Source organism: Actinopolymorpha rutila (genome assembly GCF_013407855.1).
GTDB lineage: Bacteria > Actinomycetota > Actinomycetes > Propionibacteriales > Actinopolymorphaceae > Actinopolymorpha > Actinopolymorpha rutila.
In genome coordinates this window covers 4,906,312-4,931,510 of sequence record NZ_JACBZH010000001.1, presented here as the reverse complement: position 1 = coordinate 4,931,510, position 25,199 = coordinate 4,906,312, and the positions used below count along the sequence as shown (strand labels likewise).

At 72.1% G+C, this 25,199-nt stretch carries 19 protein-coding genes; 9 read left to right on the top strand and 10 right to left on the bottom strand.

Annotated features, from left to right (window positions below):
* Positions 1-77: 77 nt before the first annotated feature.
* On the bottom strand, positions 78-1,478 hold the full coding sequence (locus tag F4554_RS21950; RefSeq protein WP_179789317.1) for a hypothetical protein: 1,401 nt from the start codon (positions 1,476-1,478) through the stop codon (positions 78-80).
* 2 nt (positions 1,479-1,480) lie between these two features.
* The gene (locus tag F4554_RS21945; protein ID WP_179789316.1) at positions 1,481-2,152 is read right to left on the bottom strand and encodes a SigE family RNA polymerase sigma factor; all 672 of its coding nucleotides are present in this window, start codon (positions 2,150-2,152) and stop codon (positions 1,481-1,483) included.
* A gap of 130 nt (positions 2,153-2,282) precedes the next feature.
* Between F4554_RS21945 and F4554_RS21940 the strand changes: the two genes are divergently transcribed.
* The 3 genes from F4554_RS21940 (at position 2,283) to F4554_RS21930 (ending at position 6,339) form a co-directional block, all read left to right on the top strand.
* On the top strand, positions 2,283-3,482 hold the full coding sequence (locus tag F4554_RS21940; RefSeq protein WP_179789315.1) for an MFS transporter: 1,200 nt from the start codon (positions 2,283-2,285) through the stop codon (positions 3,480-3,482).
* Between the two features lie 173 nt (positions 3,483-3,655).
* The gene (gene guaB, locus F4554_RS21935) at positions 3,656-5,179 is read left to right on the top strand and encodes an IMP dehydrogenase (RefSeq protein WP_179789314.1); all 1,524 of its coding nucleotides are present in this window, start codon (positions 3,656-3,658) and stop codon (positions 5,177-5,179) included.
* Positions 5,180-5,232: 53 nt separating this feature from the next.
* Positions 5,233-6,339 carry a GuaB3 family IMP dehydrogenase-related protein gene (locus F4554_RS21930; protein WP_179789313.1) on the top strand — a complete coding sequence of 369 codons (1,107 nt, stop codon included), beginning with the start codon at positions 5,233-5,235 and terminating at the stop codon, positions 6,337-6,339.
* Positions 6,340-6,473: 134 nt separating this feature from the next.
* Here F4554_RS21930 and F4554_RS21925 read toward each other — a convergent pair whose 3' ends face one another.
* The gene (locus F4554_RS21925) at positions 6,474-10,265 is read right to left on the bottom strand and encodes an efflux RND transporter permease subunit (protein WP_179789312.1); all 3,792 of its coding nucleotides are present in this window, start codon (positions 10,263-10,265) and stop codon (positions 6,474-6,476) included.
* 276 nt (positions 10,266-10,541) lie between these two features.
* On the opposite strand from F4554_RS21925, the gene F4554_RS33195 reads away from it, so the two are divergent.
* The 3 genes from F4554_RS33195 (at position 10,542) to F4554_RS21910 (ending at position 14,405) form a co-directional block, all read left to right on the top strand.
* A complete protein-coding gene (locus F4554_RS33195) occupies positions 10,542-10,934 on the top strand; it encodes a MarR family winged helix-turn-helix transcriptional regulator (protein WP_179789311.1) in 393 nt (130 codons plus the stop codon).
* Between the two features lie 73 nt (positions 10,935-11,007).
* Positions 11,008-12,555: a succinic semialdehyde dehydrogenase gene (locus F4554_RS21915; protein ID WP_179789310.1), complete on the top strand. Its 1,548-nt coding sequence runs from the start codon at positions 11,008-11,010 to the stop codon at positions 12,553-12,555.
* Between the two features lie 23 nt (positions 12,556-12,578).
* Positions 12,579-14,405: a GMC family oxidoreductase gene (locus F4554_RS21910; RefSeq protein WP_179791701.1), complete on the top strand. Its 1,827-nt coding sequence runs from the start codon at positions 12,579-12,581 to the stop codon at positions 14,403-14,405.
* A gap of 69 nt (positions 14,406-14,474) precedes the next feature.
* On the opposite strand, the gene F4554_RS21905 is transcribed toward F4554_RS21910, so the two are convergent.
* From F4554_RS21905 to F4554_RS21895, 4 genes are all read right to left on the bottom strand, one after another.
* Positions 14,475-14,885: a hypothetical protein gene (locus F4554_RS21905; protein ID WP_179789309.1), complete on the bottom strand. Its 411-nt coding sequence runs from the start codon at positions 14,883-14,885 to the stop codon at positions 14,475-14,477.
* A gap of 502 nt (positions 14,886-15,387) precedes the next feature.
* Positions 15,388-17,217: an FtsX-like permease family protein gene (locus tag F4554_RS21900; RefSeq protein ID WP_202889414.1), complete on the bottom strand. Its 1,830-nt coding sequence runs from the start codon at positions 17,215-17,217 to the stop codon at positions 15,388-15,390.
* Positions 17,218-17,253: 36 nt separating this feature from the next.
* Positions 17,254-17,418, bottom strand: coding sequence for a hypothetical protein (locus F4554_RS31590; protein ID WP_202889413.1), 165 nt, complete (start codon positions 17,416-17,418; stop codon positions 17,254-17,256).
* Positions 17,415-18,230, bottom strand: a complete 816-nt coding sequence (locus F4554_RS21895) for an ABC transporter ATP-binding protein (protein WP_179789308.1) — start codon at positions 18,228-18,230, stop codon at positions 17,415-17,417. Before F4554_RS21895 ends, F4554_RS31590 begins: the two co-directional genes overlap by 4 nt.
* 225 nt (positions 18,231-18,455) lie before the next feature.
* On the opposite strand from F4554_RS21895, the gene guaA reads away from it, so the two are divergent.
* The 3 genes from guaA (at position 18,456) to F4554_RS21880 (ending at position 22,574) form a co-directional block, all read left to right on the top strand.
* Positions 18,456-20,021 (top strand): glutamine-hydrolyzing GMP synthase, encoded by a 1,566-nt coding sequence (gene guaA / locus F4554_RS21890; RefSeq protein ID WP_179791700.1) that lies wholly within the window; start codon positions 18,456-18,458, stop codon positions 20,019-20,021.
* A 13-nt stretch (positions 20,022-20,034) separates the two neighbouring features.
* On the top strand, positions 20,035-21,102 hold the full coding sequence (locus F4554_RS21885) for an alcohol dehydrogenase catalytic domain-containing protein (RefSeq protein WP_179789307.1): 1,068 nt from the start codon (positions 20,035-20,037) through the stop codon (positions 21,100-21,102).
* Between the two features lie 485 nt (positions 21,103-21,587).
* Positions 21,588-22,574, top strand: a complete 987-nt coding sequence (locus tag F4554_RS21880) for a glutathione S-transferase family protein (protein WP_179789306.1) — start codon at positions 21,588-21,590, stop codon at positions 22,572-22,574.
* Between the two features lie 137 nt (positions 22,575-22,711).
* Here F4554_RS21880 and F4554_RS21875 read toward each other — a convergent pair whose 3' ends face one another.
* The 3 genes from F4554_RS21875 to F4554_RS33190 form a co-directional block, all read right to left on the bottom strand.
* Positions 22,712-22,924: a PspC domain-containing protein gene (locus F4554_RS21875; protein WP_179789305.1), complete on the bottom strand. Its 213-nt coding sequence runs from the start codon at positions 22,922-22,924 to the stop codon at positions 22,712-22,714.
* A 140-nt stretch (positions 22,925-23,064) separates the two neighbouring features.
* Positions 23,065-23,286 carry a hypothetical protein gene (locus tag F4554_RS21870; protein ID WP_179789304.1) on the bottom strand — a complete coding sequence of 74 codons (222 nt, stop codon included), beginning with the start codon at positions 23,284-23,286 and terminating at the stop codon, positions 23,065-23,067.
* Positions 23,279-25,036, bottom strand: coding sequence for a PspC domain-containing protein (locus F4554_RS33190; RefSeq protein WP_179789303.1), 1,758 nt, complete (start codon positions 25,034-25,036; stop codon positions 23,279-23,281). Before F4554_RS33190 ends, F4554_RS21870 begins: the two co-directional genes overlap by 8 nt.
* Positions 25,037-25,199: the final 163 nt, after the last annotated feature.

The following is a 25,199-nucleotide window of genomic DNA, read 5'->3' as shown; positions in this document are numbered from 1 at the left end:
AGAACGGCCGAGGGGCCGGGATTCCTCCGCGGAGGAGTCCCGGCCCCTCGGCCGTTTCGCCGATGTGCCGTACCCGTTCAGTTGCCGCCCGGCCCGGCCTTCCCCGTGTCCCCGGCCGTTCCGGCGTTCCCGCCGAGGGCCACGGCCGTAGCGGTCGCCGGGCCGAAGGTGGTTGGCAGCACCGGGCCCGCGCCCTCCTGAGGGACCCGGCGTACGGGCGTGGCGAGTTCGCATCGCCCGGACAGGGCGCAGCGCACGAGCGCCGCTCGCGGCCCCTGGGTGACCCGCACCAGGAATCCAACGGCGTCATCAGGGCCGCCCGGTTCCAGGACCGGGTTGCCGGCCGAGGCCGCGTTCAGCCTGAGCACGGTGCGCCCGGTCCGGGCGTCGGCCACGACCATCGGCCCGCCGTCTCGTCCGGTGTCGCCCACGAGGTACCGGCCGGAGCCGAGGAAGCCCCACGCTCGCAGCCCGCAGGTTTCCCACACCTGTCCACCGGATCCACCGGCGGAGAGGTCCCGCAGGGCCGAACACCTGGGCAGGGCGGTCTTCGGGTCGGTCCGGGTGACCACCAGCAGCCGGTCGTTCCCGTCGGTGCCGAGCGCGCGCTGGGCGGCCCTGCCCAGCGACGAGATCCGGCCGGTGCCGGGGTCCCAGATCCCGGTCGTACCCCCGTCCGCGGCGTCGTCGGTGAACGCGACCCGGCCGCGCAGGAAGCCCACCGGTGTCGGCCCCATGAGGTCGACCTTCTTCCGCGCCAGGTCGGCACCGGTCACCGCGTCGGTGAGGATCAGGTCGGCGCTGTCGTCACCACGGCCGGTGGCACCGGCCCCGGCCCAGGCCAGCGTGCGACCGTCCGCGGAGACCACCGGCAGGCCGAGGCCTGTGGGGAAGGTGCGTACGACCGTGCCGTCGGTGCGTACCAGCCGGGTCACGTCGGCCGGCTTGCCGGCGGTCCCGTTGTCCTGGACGACGTACCCACCGGCGACGGAGACGAAGAAGACCTCCGAGGACGGGGAGACCGTCCGGACCGGGGTCTTCCTGTCACCGTCGTGGATCACCCCGTCGGCGTACCACGGCACCAGTGGGGCCGGGCCCGACGGGAGGCTGCGCAGGTCGACGGTGAAGTCGACCGCCGGCCCGGTGGGCGTCGGGGACGGCTCGGTGGCGGGGGAGTGGTTGTTGCCGGGCTGGATCGGCGTACGTTCCGCGCCTCCGAGGTGGTCGACGCCCACCGGCACACCCACGGCGAGCAGCGCGACGCAGGCCAGTGCGGCGCCGGCCCGGCGCAGGGTGCGGATCCGGCGGCCGCGCCGGTACGCCTCCGCGCCGAGCGGGCGGGTGCTGTCCACCCCGGCGGCATGGCGGCGCAGCGAGGCGGAGACGAGTTCGTCGATCTCGTCGGCGTCGTGGACGTCGTGGACGTCGTGGACGTCGTGGACGTCGTTGACATCGTTGACATCGTTGCCGGGCGGCATCGTCAGGCTCCCTTCTCGCCGGTCGACCTTGCTGCCGGTCGGTTCGCTGATCCTGCTGGCGGGGCCGGGCTCGCTGGTGCGGCTGGTCCCGTTGGTCCGGGCGGCCCGGCCGGTCGGCCGCCGCTCCCGGTGTCGTGCGCGGCGCCGTACCTCTCCCGCAGCGTGGCGAGGGCACGGCTGGTCTGGCTGCCGACGGTGCCGACCGAACACCCGAGCGCGTCGGCGATCTCGGTGGGGCTGAGGTCCTCGTAGAACCGCAGCACCACCACCGCCCGTTGCCGCGGCGGCAGGGTGCACACCAGTGCCCACATCTCGTCCCGGTCCACCAGGTCCGGTTCCGGTTCGGCCGGCCGCTCGGGCAGGTTGTCCGTACTGCGTTCGACACGGCGCCAGGCCCGGCGCCACCAACTGCTGTGCTCGTTGACGAGGATGCGGCGCACGTACGCGTCCACGGCCTGGACGTCGCGGATGCGGTGCCAGGCGAGAAAGGTGCGGGTCAGCGCGGACTGAACCAGGTCCTCCGCCTCGTGGAGGTTCCCGGTCAGCAGGTACGCCGTCCTCACCAGCGCGCGTTGGCGTGCGGCAACGTACGCCTGGAACTCCTCCGCGACATCGGAGACATCAGGCACCGGCGAACCCCCGTTCTGCTCGTGCCGGATGGATACGACGCTCATACAGGACACACCCTCATGACGCGCCCGACCCCGGATCCCTTGCATGCTTCCCGTCTGACGGTGCGCCGGACGCGTCCCGGCGCCGACCCGCGCGAATCGCCCGAACCCGGAACCGGCGACAATAGGTCTGATGTCAACCCAGGTCACCCTCAGGTCCCTCGGCGTGCGGGTGTACCTGCCGTCCCTGCTCTACGGCGTGGGACAGGGGGCCATCGCACCGATCGTGGCCCTGTCCGCCCGCGACCTCGGCGCCTCCGTCGGCTCCGCCAGCCTGGTCGTGGCGGCCGCCGGCGTCGGTCAGCTCGTCGGTGACCTGCCGGCGGGAGCGCTGGCCGGGCGGATCGGGGAGCGGCGGGCGATGCTGGCCGCGTCCGCGCTGGTGGTGGGCGCGCTCGGCGTCTGCATGCTGGCGTCCACCGAGTGGCTGCTCGCGGCGGGGATCTTCTGCACCGGTCTCGCCGGAGCGGTGTGGGGCCTTGCGCGCCAGGCGTACCTCGCCGAGGTGGTGCCCTTCCAGCTGCGGGCCCGGGCCATGTCCACGCTCGGCGGGGTGCAGCGGATCGGGATGTTCGTCGGGCCGTTCCTCGGCGCGCTCGCCGTCGGTGTGTGGGGAACCGACGGTGCGTACGGACTGCACGCCGCGACCGCGGTGCTCGCCGGCCTGCTGCTGCTGGCGTTGCCCGAACCCGCCCACGAGGGCAGAGCCGCACAGACCGGCGGCCCGATCCGCACGATCGACGTGGCCCGCAGCCACGCCAGCGTTCTGCGCACCCTCGGCATGGGTGCCCTGCTGGTGGGTGCGGTCCGGGCGTCGCGTCAGGTGGTCATCCCGCTGTGGGCGGACTCCATCGGCCTGGACGCCGCCGCCACCAGTCTGATCTTCGGGATCGCGGGCTCGGTGGACATGCTGTTGTTCTATCCGGCGGGGCGGGTGATGGACCGCAAGGGCAGGGCGTTCGTGGCCGTGCCCTCGATGGTGATCCTGGGACTCGCCCACCTGCTGCTGCCGGCGACCCACCACGCGGTGACGCTGGCCGGGGTCGCGCTGCTGATGGGATTCGGGAACGGCATCGGCAGCGGCATCATCATGACGCTCGGCGCCGACGTGTCCCCACCCGTCGGGCGGACGGCGTTCCTCGGCGCCTGGCGGCTGTGCGCGGACGCCGGCAACAGCGCGGGTCCGCTGGTGATCGGCGCGGTGAGCGCCTCGGTGGCGCTCGGCCCGGCCGTACTCCTGATGGGCGGGGTGGGCCTGGTCGGCGCCGTCCTGATGGGCCGCTGGATCCCGCGGCACCAGCCGGCGCCGCGGCCACTGCCGCACAGCCCGTGACGCCGCGGTCCCACCGGACCGAACTCCGGGCCGAGCTCCGACCGGTGTCCGGACCGAGTTCCGCACCGAAGTCCGGGCGTACGGGAAATGCCGCATATGACACACCCGCCCCGCGTCGGGGGCGCCCGTGGAACCCTCGCTAACATGAAGGGACGTTCGCGACCGGAGGAAGCATGAACCTTGATCCCCGGCAGGAAGACGGCGACGTCACCGGCCCCTTCACCACCCTCGGCCTGACCTACGACGACGTCCTGCTGCTGCCCGGCGAGTCCGACGTCATCCCCAACGAGATCGACACCACCAGCCGGATCTCCCGCCGGATCAGTGTGCGGATCCCCCTGCTGTCCAGTCCGATGGACACCGTGACCGAGGCCCGGATGGCGATCGCCATGGCGCGCCAGGGCGGGATCGGCGTACTCCACCGCAACTTCTCCGTCGAGGACCAGGCCCAGCAGGTCGACCTGGTCAAGCGGTCCGAGGCCGGCATGGTCGCCCAGCCGATCACCATCGGGCCCGACGCGACCATCGGCGAGGCCGACGCCATCTGCGGCCAGTACCGCATCTCCGGCGTCCCCGTCGTCGGCCCCGACCAGCAGTTGCTCGGCATCGTCACCAACCGCGACATGCGGTTCGAGACCGACCAGTCCCGGCTGGTCCGCGACATCATGACGCCGATGCCGCTGGTCACCGGCGTGGTCGGCATCTCCGCCGACGAGGCGATGGGGCTCCTGCACAGGCACAAGATCGAGAAGCTGCCGCTGGTCGACAACGCCGGCCGGCTGCAGGGCCTGATCACCCTGAAGGACTTCGTCAAGCGCGACCAGTTCCCCAACGCCACCAAGGACGACACCGGCCGGCTGCGGGTGGCCGCTGCGGTCGGCTTCTTCGGCGACGGGTGGAAGCGGGCGATGACCCTGGTCGAGGCCGGCGTCGATCTGCTCGTCGTCGACACCGCGCACGGGCACACCTCCGGCGTACTCGACATGATCCGCCAGCTCAAGGCCGATCCGGCCGCTGCGCACGTGGACGTGATCGGCGGCAACGTCGCCACCCGTGCCGGCGCGCAGGCGATCGTGGACGCGGGCGCCGACGGTGTGCGGGTGGGTGTCGGGCCCGGCTCGATCTGTACGACCCGGGTGGTCGCCGGAGTCGGCGCGCCGCAGGTCACCGCGATCCACGAGGCCGCCCGCGCGGCCAAGCAGGCCGGCGTACCCGTGATCGGCGACGGCGGGCTGCAGTACTCCGGCGACATCGCCAAGGCCCTGGTCGCCGGCGCCGAGTCGGTGATGCTCGGCTCGCTGCTCGCCGGCTGCGAGGAGAGCCCGGGCGACCTGGTGTTCATCAACGGCAAGCAGTACAAGGCCTACCGCGGCATGGGCTCGCTCGCCGCGATGAGCTCCCGAGGCAAGAACCGCTCCTACTCCAAGGACCGCTACTTCCAGGGCGACGTACCCTCCGACGACCAGCTCGTCCCCGAGGGCATCGAGGGGCAGGTGCCCTACCGCGGGCAGCTCCGGGCCGTCGCGCACCAGCTGATCGGCGGGCTGCGGCAGTCGATGTTCTACGTCGGCGCCCGGACGGTGCCCGAGCTGCAGGAGCGGGGGCGGTTCGTGCGGATCACCCCCGCCGGTCTGAAGGAGAGCCACCCGCACGACATCCGGATGACGGTCGAGGCGCCCAACTACTGGGGCCGCTGAGCGATCCGGGGGGCCTGACCGCCGTCCTCGCGGCGTAGGGGAGAATCGGGGCCGTGACCGAGATCGAGATCGGCCGCGGCAAACGCGGTCGCCGGGCGTACTCCTTCGACGACATCGCGATCGTGCCCAGCCGGCGCACCCGCGACCCCGAGGAGGTGTCGACGGCCTGGCAGATCGACGCCTACCGCTTCGAGATGCCGGTGATCGCCGCGCCGATGGACTCGGTGGCCTCGCCGAGCACGGTGATCGAGCTCGGTCGCCGGGGCGGCCTCGGCATCCTCAACCTCGAGGGGCTGTGGACCCGCTATGACAACCCCGAGCCGCTGCTCGCCGAGATCGCCGAGCTCGAGCCCGACGCCGCCACGGCTCGGATGCAGCAGATCTACGACGAGCCGATCAAGCCCGACCTGATCACCGCGCGGCTGGCCGAGATCCGCGCCGCCGGGGTGACCGTGGCCGGCGCTCTGTCGCCGCCGCGTACCAAGCAGCTGTGGAAGACCGTGGTCGACGCCGGGGTGGACATCTTCGTGATCCGCGGTACGACCGTCTCCGCCGAGCACGTCTCCTCCCAGATCGAGCCGCTCAACCTCAAGCAGTTCATCTACGAGCTCGACGTGCCCGTCGTGGTCGGCGGGTGTGCGACCTACCAGGCGGCGCTGCACCTGATGCGGACCGGCGCGGCCGGCGTACTGGTCGGCTTCGGCGGCGGTGCCGCGCACACCACCCGCAGCGTTCTCGGCGTCGCCGTACCCATGGCCTCAGCGGTGGCCGACGTCGCCGCGGCCCGCCGCGACTACCTCGACGAGTCCGGGGGCCGCTACGTCCACGTGATCGCCGACGGTTCGGTCGGCCGGTCCGGCGACCTCGCCAAGGCGGTCGCCTGCGGGGCGGACGCGGTGATGCTCGGCTCGCCGCTGGCCCGCGCGCAGGAGGCGCCCGGGCACGGGTTCCACTGGGGCCTGGAGGCACACCACGGCGAGCTGCCGCGTGGAGCCCGGGTCGAGGTGGGCACGATCGGCACGCTGGAGGAGATCCTCTTCGGGCCGTCCCGGCGTTCCGACGGCACGATGAACCTCGTCGGCGCGCTGCGCCGGGCGATGGCGACCACGGGTTACACCGACCTCAAGGAGTTCCAGCGCATCGAGGTCGTCGTCCAGTAGGCCACGAGCCCGCAGCACGAACCGCCCCCGACCTGAGCCAGGTCGGGGGCGGTTCTGCGTTCGCGACCCAGCCGGATTCTTCCGCGGAAGAATCCGTCCCTCTTGCAGCGGCCGAGCGTTGCCGAGCGGGCAGGTCAGTTGTCGTCGGCGGAGGGACGGGTGTCCGGCTCGGAGGAGACCGTACGCACGACCACCTCGACCTGGACCCGGACCGGCTCACCGGCCGCGGAGCCGTCCGCCGAGGGAGACCGGGCCGCGTTCACCGTCGTCACCGCGCTGCCCGCTACCGCACCGGTCGCGCCACCAGCGGCGGCGCCGACCGGCGCGGCGGTCGAAGCCGACGACGAGCCGTTTCCGGTCCGGCCACTCGCCGGAACGCCGTTGGCGTGGGTGTCCACCTCGCCGTCGTGCTCGCTCACTCCGCCCACGTGGCTGTGCGCGGCGTGGTGGTGCGCCGCCGCGTGCGTGCTGAGAGCGTGCCCACCGGCGTGGGCGTACTCGCCCTCGTCGGCGTACTCGTCCGCGCGCGCCTGCCCGGCGTGCGCACCGTTGCGGCGTGGCGTACCGTCCACCCGCGTCACGTCGCCCTCGCGGGTGTCGGTGGTTCCCCTGCGCCGCCGACGGCGTTCCTTGAACTCCTCCACCAGCGTGTAGAGCGTGGGCACCAGGACCAGCGTCAGCAGGGTGGAGCTGACCAGGCCGCCGATCACCACGATCGCCAACGGCTGGGAGATGAACACTCCGCCACCGGTGAGGCCGAGCGACATCGGCACCAGTGCGCAGATGGTCGCCAGCGCCGTCATCAGGATCGGCCGCAGCCGCCGGCGGCCACCCTCGATCACCGCCTCACGGACACTCATCCCGCGCTCGCGGTACTGGTTGATCAGGTCGATCAGCACGATCGCGTTGGTGACCACGATGCCGACCAGCATCAGCATGCCGATCAGGGCGGGTACGCCGAGCGCGGTGTCGGTCGCCAGCAGCAGCCCGAGCGCACCGGTCGCCGCGAACGGCACGGACACCAGCAGGATGAGCGGCTGCACGATGCTGCGGAACGTCGCCACCATGACCAGGAAGACGATCGCGATCGCGGCGAGCATCGCCACCCCGAGCTGGCCGAACGCGTCGCTCTGCTCAGAGCTCACACCGGCGAGCTTGTACGTCGCACCGCCTGTCAACTTCAGCTTGCTCAGGGCGGCGTTGAGGTCGGTGGAGACCTTGCCGACGTTGGAGGTGTTCGGTGTCGCGGAGATGGTGGCGGTGCGCCGGCCGTCGGTCCGGGTGAGCTGTGCGGCGCTGGCGACCTCGGACACCTTGGCCACCGAGTCCAGCCGCACGGTGGTCCCGAGCGGGGTGGGCAGCGGCAGACGGCGCATGGACGCGAGGTCCCTGGGCCTACTGCCGGCGTAGACCATCACGTCGCTCTGCTCGGAGTCCAGGGTGACGGTGCCCGCCTGCTGACCCTCGAACGCCTGGCGTACGGCCTGCCCGATCTGGGCCTCGGACAGCCCGGCCGCGGCCGCCTTCGCCCGGTCGACCTCGACCTGGACGATCGGCCTCTCCGAGCTGAGGTTGTTGGTCACGTCGGAGGCGCCGTCGACACCGCGGACGGCCTTCTCCACCTGTGCCGCGGCGGTACGCAGCGCCTCGGTGGTGGGCGCGGTGACCTCGACCTCGAGGTTGCTGGACCCGGGCGGCCCGGACTGTGCGCCCTCGACCGTGAGCGTTCCGACCCCGGTGAGGCGGTCGAGGTCCTTGCGCAGCCGGTCGCGGAACACCGTCTGGTCGATGTCGTCCTTCGTGGTGAGGGAGAACGTCGCCTGGTTGGTGCGGCCGCCGGTGGAGAAGCTGCCGAACTCCGCCGTACCCACGGTCGTCTGGTACGACTCCACCTCGTCCAGACCGGCGATGACCTTCTCCACCTTCTTGGCCGCGGTGTCGGTGGCGGCCAGGGAGGAGGAGACCGGCATGGCCTGGTTGACGGTGACGGTGTTCTGCCCGCTGTCGTCGAGGAAGTTGGTCTTCAGCAGCGGCGCGGCACCGAGCGTTCCGGCGAACACGAGTACGCCGACCAGCAGGGTGATCACCTTGTGCCGGGTGGTCCAGCTGATCACCGGGACGTACGCCCGCTGCAGCGGGTTGCGGCGTTCCTTCGCCACCGCCTCGGCCCGCACCCGCTCCTCGTCGCTGGGGTCGACACTCGGACGGCGGAGGAACCAGTACGCCAGGACCGGGATGATCGTCAGCGACACCAGCAGCGACGCGGCGAGCGCGATGCTCACCGTGACGGCGAACGGCCGGAACAGCTCGCCGACCTGGCCGCCAACGAAGGCGATAGGGGCGAAGACGCCGACCGTGGTGACCGTGGACGCGGTGACCGCACCGGCCACCTCGCGAACGGCGTCCAGGATCGCCCGGAGCTTGTCCTCGCCGTAGCCGAGGTGCCGTTTGATGTTCTCGAGTACGACGATCGAGTCGTCGACCACGCGGCCGATGGCGACGGTGAGCGCGCCCAGGGTGAGGATGTTGAGGGAGTAGCCGCCGGCGTACAGCCCGAGCATCGCCACCAACAGCGAGAACGGGATGGACACCGCGGTGACCAGCGTCGACCGCAGCGACAGTAGGAAGACCAGGATCACCAGGACGGCGAACAGCAGGCCGATCGCGCCCTCGGTGGTGAGCCCGTGGATCGAGTCCTCGATGAACGGTGCCTGGTCGAACACCACCGTCAGCTTGGCGTTGCCGCCGATGGAGGTGCGCAGCTCGTCCAACCGGTCCTGGACCGCGTGGGAGACGGCGACGGTGTTGCCGTCGGCGGTCTTGGTGACCGCGATGCCGAGGGTCGGCCGCCCGTTGGTGCGGGTGATCGAGCTCGTCGGTGCCAGGGTCTCCTTGACCGTGGCGACGTCGGAGAGCTTCACCGGCGTCGGGGCGGCCGGAGCCGCCTGGCCGGCCGCGCCACCGGCCGCTCCCGCCGACCCGGTGGACCCGGTGGACCCGGTGGACCCGGTGGACCCGGTGGACCCGGTGGACCCGGTGGACCCGGTGGTGGAGCCGCTGCCGGCCTTCCCCGGGGAGGACTGTCCGGCGCCACCCGCACCCGCGGATCCGCCCGCACCCGTGGACCCACCCGCACCTGCCGACCCACCCGCACCTGCCGACCCTCCGGCACCGGCCGCACCGGCGCCGGGCAGGACCGGGAGGTTGCGGATGTCCGCGACCGAGGTGAACGGCGACCCCACGGACACCGACAGCGAGCGGTCACCCGACTCGAACTGTCCGCCCGGCACGTTGACGCCGTTGGCCTGCAGCGCGCCGATCACGCTCTGCAGACTGACGCCGCGGTCGGCCAGCAACTTGTCGTCCACGGTGACCGACACCTGCCGGTCGCGCACGCCGGTCACCATCACCTGGCGTACGTCGGTGAGCTTGTCCAGCTCGGGGACCACCCGGTCGTCCAGCGCGCGGGCGAGGTCCTGCTGGCTCTGGTCGGAGCTGACCGCGAGCAGGACGACAGGCAGGTCGTTGAAGCTGCCGGCCTGCACGGTCGGCTGGACGTCGTCGGGGAGCTGCCCGGAGAGCCGGTTGATCGACTGCTGGATGTTCTGGACGGCGCGGCCGATGTCGGTGCCGTAGGTGAAGTCGGCCTGTACGAGGGAGAAGCCGTCGCTGGAGGTGGAGGTGGTCTTCTCCAGGCCGTCGACGCCGGCGACCGTGGACTCGATCGGCTTGGTGACCTCACGTTCGACGATCTCCGGCGAGGCGCCCGGGTAGACGGTGCTGATGTAGGCGCCGGGGATCTCCAGGCTCGGGATCAGCTCCTGCTTCAGTGCACCGGTGGCGACCAGGCCGAAGCCGAGGATCGCGACCGAGACCAGGGCGACGAGGCTCCGGTAGGCGAGACTCAGTCTGGCCAGTCTGGACATGGATTCCCCTCGGACTAGCTGCCCCGGCGGGCGCGACGTGCTGGTGGGCGGCCGACTTTGACCGTCCCCGAGAATACTTCGCCTCAGACGGAATATCGTCGTCAAGCGAGCTAATTCAGGGTCTTACCGGAGAAGATCCTCCGTAGGGACGAGAAGGGGGTACGCGGCGTGGAGGACAGGGCCGGGCTGATTGCCCGGATCGAGGCGGCTGAGGACGATTTCCGTCAGTCCCTGCTGCGACTGTGCGGTCCGGATCTGTTCTCAGTGGACCTCACGATGACGCAGCTTCGGGCGCTTTTCGTTCTCGGCGCGTCCGGGCCGCTGTCGGCGCACGACCTGGCCGACGCGCTCGGGGTGGGACCCACCACCCTCACGGGGATCGTCGACCGCCTGCAGGTGCGCGGCTTGGTCCACCGCATCCCGGACGGCCACGACCGCCGGGTCCGGCGGGTGGATCTCACCGACGCCGGGCGGACCCTGCTGGGGGACGTGGACGAGGTGCGCCGGGCGTACCAGCGCAGGATGTTCGCCCGCCTGGACGACGACGTTCTTTCCGGGCTGGCCACCGCCGTGGAGGCGCTGGCCAGGGTCTGCGCCGAGGAGGTCGCGACCGAGGCCGGCGCGGCGGGCGGTGAACCTGATCACCCGCTCGCCCGGTCCGCACCCTGATCGCCGCTGGCCCGGATGCCCCCCGGCTCACTCTTCGCCGCCTGATCCACAGGAGACGCCCTAGGCTGAAACCATGACTGAGCGGGAACTCACCTCCGCCCGGGTGACCGAGCTGACCGGCCGGGCGTTCGCGACCACGGGGGACACCCTGGACGCCGTCTCGCCCCTGACCGGCAAGCCCCTGGGCCAGGTGCCGGTGTCGAGCACCGACGACGTGGCCGAGGCGTTCTCCCGGGCCCGCGCGGCCCAGGCGGAGTGGGCCCGGGTGCCGGTGGCCGAGCGCGCCGAAGTGCTGCTGCGACTGCACGACCTGGTGCTCGACCGTCAGAACGACCTCCTGGACCTCGTTCAGTGGGAGTCCGGGAAGGCCCGCAAGCACGCGTTCGAGGAGCTGGCCGACGTCGCGAACACCGCGCGCTACTACGCCCGGGTCGCCCAGCAACACCTGCTGCCGACCAGGCGGGTGGGCATGTTCCCGTTCCTCACCCGGGCCACCGAGCTGCGCCACCCCAAGGGGGTCGTCGGCATCATCGCTCCCTGGAACTACCCGTTCACGCTGGCGATCTCCGACGCGCTGCCCGCGGTGGTCGCCGGGAACGCGGTGGTCACCAAGCCGGCCAGCCTCACCGCGCTGTGTGCCCTGGCCGGCGCCGAACTACTCGCCGACGCCGGCCTGCCACCCGACCTGTGGCAGGTGGTGGTGGGCCCGGGTTCCTCGATCGGGAACGCCCTGATCGACCACTCCGACTTCGTTTGCTTCACCGGCTCCACGCAGACCGGTCGTTCGGTGGCCGCCCGGTGCGGTGAGCGGCTGATCGGCGCGACCATGGAGCTGGGCGGCAAGAACGCCATGCTGGTCCTCGACGACGCCGACCCGGACGTGGCCGCCGAGGGCGCTGTCCGGGGATGCTTCTCCAACGCCGGCCAGCTGTGCATCTCGATCGAACGCCTCTACGTCGCGGCATCCGTGTACGACCGGTTCGTCGAACGCCTCGTGGCCCGGGTGGAGGGGATGCGGGTCGGCCCGGCGCTGGACTTCGGCCCCGACATGGGCTCGCTCGTCTCCGCCGACCAGCTCCGCACCGTCACCGCCCACGTCGAGGACGCCAGGGCCAAGGGCGCACGCGTCCTCACCGGTGGGGTCGCCCGGCCCGACCTGGGGCCGTACTTCTTCGCGCCCACCGTCCTGGCGGAGGTGACCCCGGACATGACCTGCTTCGCCGAGGAGACGTTCGGCCCGGTCGTGTCGGTCTACCGCGTCGCCGACGAGGACGAGGCGGTGGCGCTGGCCAACGACACCGCTTTCGGCCTGAACGCCGCGGTCTACGGCCAGGACGTACGCCGGGCCTGCGCGGTCGGTGAACGCCTGCACGTCGGCACGGTCAACGTCAACGAGGCGTACGCCGCGGCGTGGGGAAGCGTGGACGCGCCGATGGGCGGCGTCGGCGACTCCGGCATGGGACGCCGGCACGGTGCCGACGGGTTGCTGAAGTACACCGAGGCCCAGACCATCGCGGTGCAACGGGTGCCGATGGCGCCGCCGGCCAGGGTGTCCCACGACGCTTTCGCCCGCGGGCTCACCCTCGCGCTGCGGGCGATGAGGAAGGCGGGCCACAAGTGAGCCGTCCACGTCGCGACCCGCGGATGCCGCACTACGACGTCGTGGTGGTCGGCTCCGGCTTCGGTGGAAGCGTCGCCGCCCTCCGGCTCACCGAGAAGGGCTACCGGGTGGGTGTGCTGGAGGCCGGGGCGAGGTTCGCGGACGCGAGCACGGCCGACCACGGCCTCGGCGACTCCCGCGGCGGCGACTCCGGCGGTGGCGGATCCCGTGGTGGTGCCGGAAAGGCCGAGGACGGCGGGGTGCGGACGCTGCCGCGTACGTCCTGGCAGCTCCGCGACTTCCTCTTCGCGCCCCGCCTCGGCTGTCTCGGCATCCAGCGAATCACCATGCTGCGTGACGTTCTGGTGCTGTCCGGGGCAGGCGTCGGGGGTGGCTCGCTGGTCTATGCCAACACGTTGTACGAACCCCTCGCGGAGTTCTACGACGACCCGCAGTGGCGCGGGCTGACCGACTGGCGGGCCGAGCTCGCACCCCACTACGACCAGGCCAAGCGGATGCTCGGCGTCACCGTCAACCCGACCATGACACCCTCCGACGTGGTGATGCGCAAGATCGCCGAGGAGATGGGCGTGGGTGACACCTTCCGGCAGACGCCGGTCGGGGTGTTCTTCGGTACGCCGGGAATGCCGCCGGGCACCGAGGTCGACGACCCCTACTTCGGCGGTGCGGGGCCTCGCCGGCGCTCCTGCATCGAGTGCGGTGAGTGCATGACCGGCTGCCGGCACAACGCCAAGAACGCCCTGACCACCAACTACCTCTACCTCGCAGAGGAGGCCGGTGCGAGGGTGCATCCGCTCACCACCGTGACCGCGGTACGCCCGTTGGCCGGCGGCGGGTACGCCGTGGACACCGAGCCGACGCCCGGCGGCCGGCAGCGCCGGGGCGGCCTGCGCCGCGACCGGACACGGCGGACGTTCCACGCCGACCAGGTGGTGTTCGCCGCGGGCGCGCTCGGCACCCAGCGGCTCCTGCACCGGATGAAGGCCGAGGGCAGGCTGCCCAACCTCTCCGACCGGTTGGGCGTGCTGACCCGGACCAACTCCGAGTCGATCCTGGGCGCGATCGCCAGGGGACGGGAGACCGACTACTCGCGCGGCGTCGCGATCTCCTCGTCGTTCCACCCGGACCCGCAGACGCACATCGAACCGGTGAGGTACGGCCGGGGCAGCAACGCGATGGGGCTGCTGCAGACGGTCCTCACCGACGGAGGAGACGGCGGCCGCCGCTGGGTGACGTGGCTGCGCCAGGCCGCCCGCCATCCGGGTGACCTGGTCCGGCTGGCCAACCTGCGGCACTGGTCGGAGCGCACGGTCATCGCGCTGGTCATGCAGTCGCTGGACAACTCCCTGACCGTACGGCTGCGGCGCGGTGTCCTCGGCTGGCGGCTCACCTCCCGGCAGGGACACGGCGAGCCCAACCCGACCTGGATCCCGGTGGCCAACCAGGTCGTCCGCCGGCTGGCCGAACTGGTGGGTGGCACGCCGGGCGGCACGGTCGGTGAGGTGGTCGACATGCCGATCACCGCGCACATCATCGGCGGCTGTGTGATCGGCGCGGACGCCGACCACGGCGTCGTGGACGGATACCAACGGGTGTACGGACATCCCGGGCTGCACGTGCTCGACGGTGCCGCGGTGTCGGCCAACCTCGGTGTCAACCCGTCCTTGACAATCACCGCGCAGGCGGAGCGGGCGGTGGCGTACTGGCCCAACCGGGGCGAGGCCGACCCGCGACCGGAGCTCGGTGGGGAGTACCAGCGGATCGACCCGGTGGCGCCACGGCGCCCGGTCGTACCTGCGAGTGCGCCCGGTGCGCTGCACCTCACCTCGCCGCGAGCAAGCCGAGGTTGACGCGTGCTAGCGGCGGTGAAACGGCGGAGGCCCGGCAGTGATCCAGCGGTGAACCGGCGCTGAAAGGCCTTACGAGCAGACGGATCCGGACTGCGCCGCGCCGTCGCCGCCCTTGCGCAGCGTGGACGCGGAGCTCATCACGTCGTTCATCAGGTCGAACAGGTCGCGGTAGGACTGGTCGGCGCCCTTGATGTTCTCGTAGGCGATCTGCTCGTCGCCCACGGTGAGGTAGAGGTGGATCGCGTCCGGCGTGGGCGTCAGCAGCTTCCGCTTCTTCTCTTCCTGCGCCTTGGGCCGGGGAGCCTTCTCGGCCCGGTCGGCGGCCGCGGCGAGCCGGGACATCGTCGCCGACTTAACGCTGCAGGTGAAGGGCTCCCGGCCCCGGCTGGTGAGGGTGGCGCTGCCGTCGGCCTCGATCACGAGTTCGTCGTTGAAGCCGGCGACACCGCCAGTGCGGTGCAGGGAGAGCGAGGATTTCATGGTAGGTCCCGGGGTCGGGTGCGCACTGTTGGTGGGCGTGGACGTTGCCTGTGCCTTCGTGGTCGTCGCCTGCTCGGTCCCGCATGCCGCCATGCCGAGAACGAGAACCCCCATGAGTGCGGCCAGCGGCGCACCGCGTCGAAGTACAGGAAGCATCATGCCGGTTCTGACGTCTCGCTTCTGGTACGGGTTCCGTTTCGGTGGCCCTGAACATGTCACCGCACAGGTCACCGCACATGTCCCTGAACATGTTGGAGGACCCGGCTCCAGCAGGCGGGGAGCCGGGTCCTCCGGTACGACGGCCCGCGAGGCCGCGAGCGGTACCCGTCGCACTGACGGCATTGTCCGGTTGCCCGGAGTCACGCCGTCTGGTAAGTGAACGACCGAGTTCGCATCCGGTTACGGCCCGGTTCGCCCGAGTTGCTGGCCCTTCCACCCTTCGGTCGTTCCAGGGTCTGTCCCGGCCACTCACTCGCTCGGTTCGGGGCATCGGTCGAATCGGTCAGTCCGGACGTGGTGCGGGGTCGGCGGTGACGGCGCGCAGGAACGGCCGGCTCAGCTCGCTGGCACCGATCACCGCGCCGAGGCCGCCGAGCACGGTGAGCGCGAGCGTCACCAGCCCCTCGGGTCGCACCGGGTTGGCCAGTGCGAACGGCGCGGCCATCACCAGGCCGGTCACCAGCGCGCCGCCGCCCATCACCACCAGCGGGATCAGCGTCTCGCGGCGTCTGGCGGCGTCCAGCACCCGCAGCGGCGTACCCGCCAACCGCAGCAGGGCGAACGTCTGCCGGCGGTCGAGGATCGAGGAGACGCCGGTGATCCCGGCGCTGACCGTACCCAGCAGGAACGACGCGATCAGGACGGTTCGCGCACCGGTCTGGATGTCGGCCAGCATCTGTTCGGTGCCGCGGTCGGCGTCCGCCGGGCTGGCGAACGGCCGGCCGGGTACCAGCCCGGCGAGCGACGTACGCGCCTCGTCCGTTCGCTCCTGACCACCGGGCACGGTGACGACCACCGAACGGTAGGCCGGTGTGCCGCTTCCGGATTCCGCACGCTCGGCGAGCCGCACGCGAGCGCCCGGAATCCCGGCCAGCCGCTCCCGGGCGTCCGCGACCACGGCCGTCGCGTGCTGGGCCGGAACCCGGGCCCGCAACTGTTCGTCGGTGGAGTGGCCGAGCCCGCCCGGTCCGGGATTCAGCAGCACGGTGAACCCGGCCACGAACCCGGTCAGCGCGATGCCGTTCACCGTTCGCCAGGCCGAGCGCGGGTCGTCCATGAGCCGCCGTCCCGCGAGCAGCCGGGCCGGCCGGCGAGCACCGGCGGCCGCGATCCGGCCGACCAGCCCGACCACCCAGGGCCCGACCAGGTTCAGCGTCCAGAACCCGACGGCGAGCATGACCACGATCACCGTGAAGACGGTGGCGAACGAGCCCTGCATCAGCTTGCTGGCAAAGAGGAAACCCACCACCGCCGCCACGAACGCAGCGACCCGGACGGCGCGCAGGCCCGGTGGCGTCTGCCGCCGGGCGACCCCGAGCGGACTGACCACGACCCGGCGCAGGCCCGTCACCGCGCTCACCCCGACCAGCACGACCACCGCCGCCACGACGGCGAGGATCAGCGGCACCCCGATCCACAGGTCGCCGGCGGCCCACGTCCCGCCGGAGATCGAGATCCGGGTCAGCCCCGGAATCATCACGACGTACAGCAGCGCACCGGCGACCGCACCGGCGAACGCCGTCACCATCGACTCGGCCACCGTCATCGCCACCACCTGGCCGGGGGTGGCGCCCACCAGTCGCAGGGCCGCGAGCCGCTGGTCACGACGGGCCACGGTCAGCCGGGCGGCGGCACCGCCGAAGACCAGCAGGGGTACGCCGAGCAGCACGGTGGCCAGCCCGGTGAGGATGCGGTAGAAGCCGGCGGCGTGGTTTGGCCGCCCGTCGTCGAAGGACGCGATCGGAGTCGGGCTGGTGGCGTCCGCCAGGTCGCCGCGGTCACCGTGCATGGCCGGGTCGTCCGCGTGCCGGCCGACCACCGCGACGAGTTCGTCGCCGTGGACCAGCGCGTCGTCGCCGAGCAGACCGGTGGGCGTACGTGCGGGAAACCGGTCGGCGAGCTGGGCGGACGGCAACGAGGCCGCCAGCCGGGCGAGCGCCGGCGACATCCAGACCTCGCCCGGCGCCGGGAAGCGGGGCATGCCGGGCGGTGTGGGCATCTCGCTGGTGTCGTTGGTCTCGTTCGTCCGGTCGGTACCTTCGAGGGCGGCCAGGTCGACCACGGTCACCACCTGCCCGCGTACGTAGTCCAGGCTGGTGCCCTCCAGCGCCACCGCCTTCGCCGCCGCGGCGGCGTGGTCGGGGTGACGCTAGGCGTCCCGGTCGGCCCGGCCGGCGAACGCGACGTTCGCGGCGACGGCGGCGAGCAGCAACGCCGTGCACACCGCGACCGCGCCGGCCGTCAGGCCGACGACGAGCAGTCCGCGCCGGCCGCCGACCCGCAGCAGACGCAAGCTGAGGTTGACACTGGTCACCGGTACGCCCCCGTCCCGGCCGTGGGAGCAGCCGCCGGCCCGACCGGCGTCAGCAGCCGGCCGTCGCGTACTTCCACGACCCGGTCGCAGGCGGCGGCGACGTTCGGGTCGTGCGTCACGACCACCAGGGCGGCTCCGTTGGCCCGGCTGGTCGACACCAGCAGGCGCATGGTCTCCTCGCCGGTCGCCTGGTCCAGGGCACCGGTGGGCTCGTCGGCGAAGACGACGGCGGGCTCGATGACCAGCGCGCGGGCGAGGGCGACGCGTTGCGCCTGGCCGCCGGAGAGCTCTCCCGGCCGCCGTTTCTCCATCCCGGCCAGGCCGAGCGGCTCCACCCAGGCGTGCGCCCGGGCGACCGCCGCCCGCCGGGGCGTTCCGCCCAGCATCAGCGGCAGCGCGATGTTCTCCTCGGCCGGCAGCTCGGGCAGTAACTGGGCGAACTGGAAGACGAACCCGAACCGCGTCCGCCGCAGCCGGCTGCGTTCCCGTTCGCTCATGGCGTCCACCCGTCGCCCGCCGTCCCTGCCGTCCCCGCCACCGACGTCGTGCAGAACCACCTCGCCGGCATCGGGCCGGATGATCCCGGCGAGGCAGTGCAGCAAGGTGGACTTGCCCGAGCCACTGGGGCCCATGATCGCCACGGACTCGGCCCGCCCCACCGTGAGGCTCACGTCGGCCAGGGCGACGGTCGTACCGAACCGCTTGCCGAGGCCGTGCCCGGACAGTGCCGGCACGAACGGCGGACGCGGCGGCCCTGGCTGCCCTGGCCGGCCGCCGCCGTCGCCGGGCACCGAGGTCTGGTTGATCTGCATGCCGGCAAGTCTTTCGGCGAGCTGGGCACCGCCGCGTCGCCGCCAGGGCGCGCGTCGGCGGCGCCGGATGCCCGTACGGTCGCCGGGGGCGTCATACCTGCGGCGTACGGGACGTGTACCCGTCGACCGGTCCGCACCCCGGGCCTGCCGATCACCTCGCACGATTGATCAGGCGCGGCGCCCACTAGACTCGCCGAGGTCAGTGCAAGGCCCGTACGGAAGGCCATCGTGACCGATCACGACCTCGTTCTCGTCGTCGACTACGGCGCGCAGTACGCCCAGCTCATCGCCCGCCGGGTGCGCGAGGCCCGGGTCTACTCCGAGATCGTTCCGCACACCACGCCGGTGGCGGACATCCTCGCCCGCAAGCCGAAGGCGATCATCCTGTCCGGTGGCCCGGCGTCGGTCTACGCACCGGGCGCGCCGCAGGTCGATCCGGCGCTGTTCGAGGCCGGGGTGCCGGCGTTCGGCATCTGCTACGGCTTCCAGGCGATGGCCCGCAGCCTCGGCGGCGAGGTGGCCCAAACGGGTGCGCGCGAGTACGGCCGTACCCGCGTCGACGTCACCGCGCCCGGCACCCTGCTCGCCGACCTGCCGGCCGAGCACACCGTCTGGATGTCGCACGGCGACTCGGTGACCGCGGCGCCCGACGGCTTCGACGTGCTGGCCGCGACCTCGACCACGCCGGTGGCGGCGTTCGAGAACCTCGCCCGCGGCCAGGCCGGTGTGCAGTGGCACCCGGAGGTGCTGCACACCGAGCACGGGCAGAAGGTGCTCGAGCACTTCCTGCTGGAGATCGCCGGCTGCCAGCCGACCTGGACGATGCTCAACATCATCGACGAACAGGTCGAACGGATCCGCCGGCAGGTGGGCGACGGCCGTGCCCTGTGCGCGCTGTCCGGCGGCGTCGACTCGGCGGTCGCCGCCGCGATCGTGGAGCGCGCCATCGGTGACCGGCTCACCTGCGTGTACGTCGACCACGGGATGATGCGGCTCGGCGAGACCGAACAGGTCAAGCGGGACTTCGAAGCGGTGTTCAGCGACCTGGACGTGGTCGACGCCTCCGACCAGTTCCTCGGGGCACTGGACGGGGTCTCCGATCCCGAGCAGAAGCGCAAGATCATCGGCCGGGAGTTCATCCGTACGTTCGAGGCCGCGGAGGTGCGGGTGTTCGGCGACCTGTCCGAGGGCGAGGCCGCGGTGGCCTACCTCGTGCAGGGCACGCTCTACCCCGACGTCGTGGAGTCCGGCGGCGGCGCCGGAACCTCCAACATCAAGTCCCACCACAACGTCGGCGGGCTTCCCGACGACCTGCGGTTCGAGCTGATCGAGCCGCTGCGCACGCTTTTCAAGGACGAGGTACGCGCGGTCGGGGCGCAGCTCGGCCTTCCGCCGACCATGGTCTGGCGGCACCCGTTCCCCGGCCCGGGCCTCGGCATCCGGATCATCGGCGAGGTCACCCGCGAACGCCTGGACATCCTCCGCCGGGCCGACGCGATCGCCCGGGAGGAGCTGACCGCCGCCGGGCTGGACCGCGACATCTGGCAGTTCCCCGTCGTCCTCCTGGCCGACGTGCGGTCGGTGGGCGTGCAGGGCGACCAGCGCACGTACGGCCACCCGATCGTCCTGCGCCCGGTCACCAGCGAGGACGCGATGACCGCCGACTGGGCGCGGCTGCCGTGGGACCTGGTCGAACGCGTCTCCACCCGGATCACCAACGAGGTCCTCGAGGTCAACCGCGTCGTGATCGACGTGACCAGCAAGCCGCCCGGCACCATCGAGTGGGAGTGAACGGGGAGCCTGGATGCGCGCAGTCTGGTACGACACGTTCGGCGGGCCGGTGTCCGTACGCGAGGTGCCCTCGCCGCGGCCCGCTCCCCACGAAGCGGTGGTCGAGGTCGCCGCGACCGGGGTGTGCCGCAGTGACTGGCACGCCTGGCAGGGACACGACCCGGACGTGAGCCTGCCGCACGTGGGCGGGCACGAGTTCGCCGGCGTGGTGGCCGAGGTCGGGGCGGAGGTTCGCGGCTTTCGGCCGGGTCAGCGGGTGACCGCACCGTTCGTGCACGCCTGTGGCCGGTGCGCGCAGTGTGCCCGCGGCGACCACCAGATCTGCGCCCGGCAGACCCAGCCCGGTTTCACCAGGTGGGGTTCGTTCGCCGAGTACGTCGTCGTCGACCACGCCGATGTCAACCTCGTGTTGCTTCCGGACGCGCTGGAGTTCACCACCGCGGCCGGGCTGGGATGCCGGTTCGGTACGGCCTACCGGGCGGTGCTGCGTCAAGGCCGGGTTGGCGCGGGTGACTGGGTGGCCGTGCACGGGTGCGGGGGCGCCGGGCTGTCCGCTGTCGAGGTGGCCGTGGCGGCGGGCGCCCGGGTGGTCGCGGTGGACGTCTCGGCCGCGGCGCTCGACCTCGCCCGTGCCCTGGGTGCCGCGGAGGTGGTGGACGCCTCCATCGACCCCGAACCCGCCGCGGTCGCCTCGGTGGTGCACGACCTGACCGACGGGGGAGCGCGGGTCTCGCTGGACTGCCTGGGCTCACCGGCAACCTGTGCGGCCTCGGTGCTCGGCCTGGCCCGGGGCGGCCGGCACGTGCAGGTGGGGTTGCTGCACGGTGGCGCGACCCCGGTGCCGATGGACCGGGTGGTGGCGTACGAACTCGACGTCGTGGGCAGCCACGGACTCCCCGCCCACGAGTACCCCGCCATGCTCGGCCTGGTGACGGCCGGACGCCTGCGGCCCGACCGGCTGGTCGGCAAGCTGATCGACCTCGCCGACGTACCGAACGCGCTGGCGGCGATGAGCCCGAACGGCCCGCGCCTCGGCCTCCCCGGCGCCGGAATGACGGTGGCCGTACTCAGCCAGGTGTGAAGACCCGCGGGGAGCCGGAGCCACCTGGCCAGTCTCCACACTTCGCTGCGGGCGCACCGGTTCTTCCGCGGAAGAATCTCTCCGCGCCGAGCGGCTCGGGGCGCCCGGCCTGCCGAGACAGACCGAAGCGTGAAAACCCGCGGGGGTCAGAGCCACCAGGAATCTCCACACTTCCGGGTCCGGCCTGCCGAGCCGATCGAAGTGTGAAGGCTCGCGGGGGTCAGGGCCACCCGCAATCTTCACGCTTCGTGGTGACCGTCCAGGCGGCCAGGCGTGCGCACGGATTCTTCCGCGGAAGAATGCGCGGACCGGGGTACGGCGGTGTCCGTTCCGCCTCGGAGGAGGAGCCCGGGTCCAGCGCTCGCCATCGGAGTCGGGGATTCTTCCGCGGAAGAATCACCCCGGCTGCGCGAACGGGTTGGCCTCCGGTTTGGGGCACCGGGGCGGTGATGGCGGCGCGAGGCCCCGCGGGGAACACTGGGGCCATGCCCGAACACGCCAGCAGCACCCAGAGCCAGAGCGAAGCAGCGAGCCAGGGCGGCGCCGCGCAGTTCGGCCGGGAGACCGGAACGCGCGGTGAGTTCGTCCGGCAGGCCAACCGGTTCACCGGTCGGATCACCGCCGACGGGACCTCCGGCCTGGCCGCCGAGCCCGGTCGCTACCGCCTGGTGTGGTCGCGGGCCTGCCCGTGGGCGCACCGGTCGGTGATCGTCCGGCGGCTGCTCGGCCTCGAGGACGCCATCTCGCTGGCGACCGTCGACCCGATCCGGGACGAACGCGGCTGGAGGTTCACCCTCGACCCGGGCGGCCGTGACCCGGTGCTCGGCATCGAGTTCCTCGCCGAGGCCTACCATGCCACCGACCCCGGCTTCCAGGGCCGGGTGACGGTGCCCTGCCTGGTCGACGAGCGATCCGGTCAGGTGGTGACCAACGACTATCCGCAGATCACCCTCGACTTCTCCACGCAGTGGAAGGCCTTCCACCGGCCGGACGCGCCCGACCTGTATCCCCGGGATCTGCGGGCCGAGATCGACGAGGTCGCCGACCTGGTCTTCCACGACGTCAACAACGGCGTCTACAAGTGCGGGTTCGCCACCTCACAGGAGGCCTACGAGGCGGCGTACGACCGGCTCTTCGCCCGGCTGGACTGGCTGGAGGACCGCCTGCGCGACCAGCGCTACCTGTGCGGCGACCGGCTGACCGAGGCGGACGTGCGACTGTTCACCACGCTGGTGCGCTTCGACGCGGTCTACCACGGCCACTTCAAGTGCAACCGGAACAAGCTCACCGAACTGCCCGTGCTGTGGGCGTACGCCCGCGACCTGTACCAGTCCCCGGGCTTCGGGGAGACCGTCGACTTCGACCAGATCAAGCGGCACTACTACGCCACCCACCACAAGATCAACCCGACCGGTGTCGTGCCCAAGGGGCCGGACCCGTCCGGCTGGGCGGTGCCGTCCGGGCGAGGCTGACGGGCCTACCCCCCGAACGCGACAACGCGGACTCTTCGGCGAAGAGCCCGCGTTGTCGTTGTGGCGCAGGGGAAACTGCTGCGGAAGTGGTGGACGGGGAGGCTGTATGAGGCCGGCGACCGGGCCGGCGGCGGCGGTCACGCCGTCGCCGGGTCCTCCTCGGGGACGATGATCCAGGCCACGATGTAGAGCACGACGCCCGCGCCGCCGAGGAGGATCGAGGCCGCCAGCGCCAGCCGGATGATCACCGGGTCCAGTCCGGCGTAGCGCGCGATGCCGCCGCAGACACCGGCGATCATCCGCTCGTTCTTGGTCCGGACCAACTTCTTCTGGGATGCAATCTCGTTCATGGCTCCACTCTCGCGGACCGGAGCGGACGGGACGATCCGGAACGGTCCCGACCGCCCCCTGAGCCGACCCCGACCTCGGTCCGGGTGCGCTGCCGGCCGGCTGTCGGGGTCAGCTCGAGGTTGATCGAACAGTGGGCTCATCAGCGCGGGCGATCGGGACGGCGCAACCGCCGACTGCGCCGGATGGAGAGGAGTACGCCGAACAGCCCGGCACCGATGAGGACCATCGGCATCAGCCAGCCGAGGTCCCGCAGCCGGATCTCGCCGACCGAGACCAGCAGCCAGCTGAGCGCGATGCCGCAGCACACCAGCCCGGCCACCAGGGAAACGACGTCGGTGCTGCGCCGTCGGGGGTCAGCCACGGTCCACCTCCACCTGTCCCACTCCGAGGTCGACCTTGAGCCACAGGTCGCCACCGCCGGCACCGTCGGTTCCCAGGTCGGTCGCCTTCACTGAGTTGTCCGCACCGGAGTGGTTCCGGTGGAAGACCTTCAGGTCGCCCACTCCCACGTCCGCGTCGACGTGGACGTCGACCCGGGGCGGCACCCTGACCACGAGTTTTCCGGTGCCCAGGGCGACGCTCGTCCGGACCTTCCGGCCGTCCCGCAGAGGCAACCGGGTGAGGTCCATCCGGACCACACCGGTGGGGTAGTCGTAGCTTGGCCGGACCTGCTCTAGCGAGGTGGGCCGCACCCTGTGGTCGTGGGCGGCGGCGATGACGTCGAAGTCGACCGCGGTCGCCGGGACCAGCGCGACGGCGAGGATCGTCCCCACGGCGATGAGTCCGCGTGAACGCCCGAACCACGTACCGGCGATCAGCCCGAGGCCGACCACCGCCAGCACCGCGGCGACGTACCCGCCGGCCGGAACGGTGACGGCGTACCCCCCGCTGGGAAGCTGGCTGCCCTCCTGCAGTCCGGCCAGCGCCGCGCAGACGACCAGGGCGGCCAGCATGGTCACGAGGAACAGCACGAAGCGCCGCCGCCGTGGGGGAGGAGGCGGTGGAGCGGGGGCGAACTCGGCTTCCGGCCGGCTCGCGGGCCCATCGCCCGGCCCGCCCTCGGTGTCGGTGGTCCCGCCGAGGCCGAGCGGGTCCGGCTGGTCCCAGAACTCCGGGGGGACCGGCGGTGAGGCCCGCCACGAGCCGACCTGGAGCGGACGGGTGTGCCCGTCGGTGTCCCGTGGGTCCTGGGGGTCCTGGGGTGCAGGTGCCTCCACCTGCTGGTCGGGGGATGGCGCCGGTGCGGGCGTGGTGGGCAGCGGGCGGGTGACCTGCGAGTCCGGGTCGGTGGCGGCACCGGTGTCCTCGACGTCGGCGACGTTGCCGGTGTGGCCGAGCCCGTCGGCGACCTCCGAGAGCGGCCGGGTCATCGCGGTGGTGGGCGCCTCCGCGTCGGTAGGTACGCCGACACCCGGTGGGGTGTTCCCACCCGGTGGCACCGTCGCTTCGGGCGCGGCCTCCGGTGGGGCGGCGGGAGCCTGGGCGCGGTCGGACTGACGGCGAAGCAGCGCGACCAGGCCCAGGACGCTGAGGACCAGGAGCGCGGGTACGTGCCAGGGGAGCCCCCACCAGGGAATGCTCACCACGACCAGGCCGATCACGACCAGGCCGGCCACGAACACCGGACCGTCCGGCTTGCCGTCCCGGCGCCGGCCGAGCTGCTGCTCCAGGATCGACCGCTCCTCGCCCACGCGGGGGATCAGCACCCAGCCCGCGGCGTACAGCAGAAGGCCGACCCCACCGAACGGCGCCAGCACGGCGAGCACCACGCGCAGCAGCACCGGATCGACCTGGAGCTCACGCCCGAGACCGGCGCACACCCCGCCGACCACCCGTCCCTCGTCGCTGCGGTGCAGCCTGCGCAGGTCGCGGACCATGCCGTCGGTACGCCGCGTGTCCTGGCCGTCAACTCCGCGTGGCTCGCCCTCGTCGCGCTCCTGACGACTGTCGGCGTTCGGCCCGGTCCCGGCGGGAATGCCGGACCCGCCCGGTGCGCCCGGAGTGCCCGGCTCGGTGTGCTCGCCGCTCCCGCCGGGTACGCCGCTCCCGCCGGGTACGCCGCCACGAGATGCGGGGTCTCCGCGTTCTGCGGGCGGAGTCGTGTCAGCCATCCTTAGATCCTTCGCCGTGACCGTCGCAGCCGCATCCGGGATGTCCCTGGGCTTGTCCCTTCGGGTCTCCGGAGCCGACAGGGGGCGTCCCGGTGGCTCCGCGGGTCCCTCCCGTGTGACCATCGGGGAGACGACTGCCCGAGGAGGACCCCATCTTCACCGA